We start from the raw sequence: 1,360 nt of genomic DNA on the forward strand, positions 1-1,360 counted from the left end.
GCCACCCCCACCGACCTCACCACCGCACTCGCCCACGCCCACACCACCGGAACCACCCCCACCTGGACCACCCAACTCCCCACCCCCACCACCCAGACAACCCTCCCCACCTACCCCTTCCAACACCAACGCTACTGGCCGAAGCCGGTCACGGCGGTCGCGACCGCCGAGGCTCCCCCGACCGCCGAGGAAGCGGGAACGGAAGCGGAAGTGGGAGCGGCGGAGGCACCCGAGAACCCGTCGGGCCCCCCGACGGCCGGACGGGTGCTGGACGTCGTACTCAACGAGTGCGCGCGGGTGCTCGGGCACGCCTCCGGGGCTGACGTGCCGCCAGAGGTCACCTTCAAGGATCTCGGCTTCGACTCGTTCGCCGGCACCGAGCTGTGCAAGCGGTTGTCGGAGGCGCTGGGCCGCCGGGTGCCGGTCAACTCGACCTACGACCACCCGAGTCCGGCCGAACTCGCCGCGTTCCTGGAAGAGCGGCCCGGCTCGGAGTTGCCCGCTGTCGCCCACGGCGGCAGGGCGGCGGAGGACGACGAGCCGATCGTGATCGTCGGGATGGCGTGCCGCTTCCCCGGAGGCGTACGGGGGCCGGCGGACCTGTGGCGACTGCTGGTCGAGGAGCGGGACGCCATCGGTGACTTCCCCGCCGACCGGGGCTGGAACACCGAGGAGCTGTACGACCCCGATCCGGCCAGCCCCGGTACCTCTTACGTCCGCCAGGGCGGATTCCTCGACGACATCGCCGGGTTCGACGCCGCCCTCTTCGGGATCGCGCCGCGCGAGGCGCTGGCGATGGACCCGCATCAGCGGCTCCTCCTGGAGACCGCGTGGGAGATGTTCGAGAGCGCGGGCATCGATCCCGGTTCGCTGCGCGGCAGCCGTACCGGCGTGTTCGTGGGGACGAACGAGCAGGACTACGCCACCTACACCACTCCCGGTCCGGCACAGGGCAGCGAGGGCCTGTTGCTCACCGGGCACGCGGCGAGCGTGGCGTCCGGCCGCCTGTCGTACGTGTTCGGCCTGGAGGGTCCGGCGCTGACCGTCGACACCGCGTGCTCGTCGTCGCTGGTCGCCCTGCACCTGGCCGCGCAGTCGCTGCGCGCCGGCGAGTGCGACCTGGCCGTGGCGGGCGGCGCCACCGTCATGTCGACGCCGGGCATGTTCCTGGAGTTCTCCCGGCAGGGCGGCTTGTCGGCGGACGGGCGGTGCAAGGCGTTCGACAAGTCGGCGGACGGCACCGGCTGGTCGGAGGGTGTGGGCGCGGTGCTGGTGGAGCGGCTCTCCGACGCCCGCCGCAACCACCACCCCGTCCTCGCCCTCATCCGCGGCAGCGCCGTCAACCAGGACGGCGCCTCCA

1 protein-coding gene is annotated in these 1,360 nt (G+C 72.6%); it reads left to right on the forward strand.

The annotated features are described in order from the left end of the window. A partial coding sequence (locus AB0399_RS40465) for a type I polyketide synthase (protein ID WP_366414696.1) occupies window positions 1-1,360 on the forward strand: 1,360 nt, incomplete at both ends.

Source organism: Streptomyces sp. NPDC088194, from assembly GCF_040702025.1.
Lineage (GTDB): Bacteria > Actinomycetota > Actinomycetes > Streptomycetales > Streptomycetaceae > Actinacidiphila.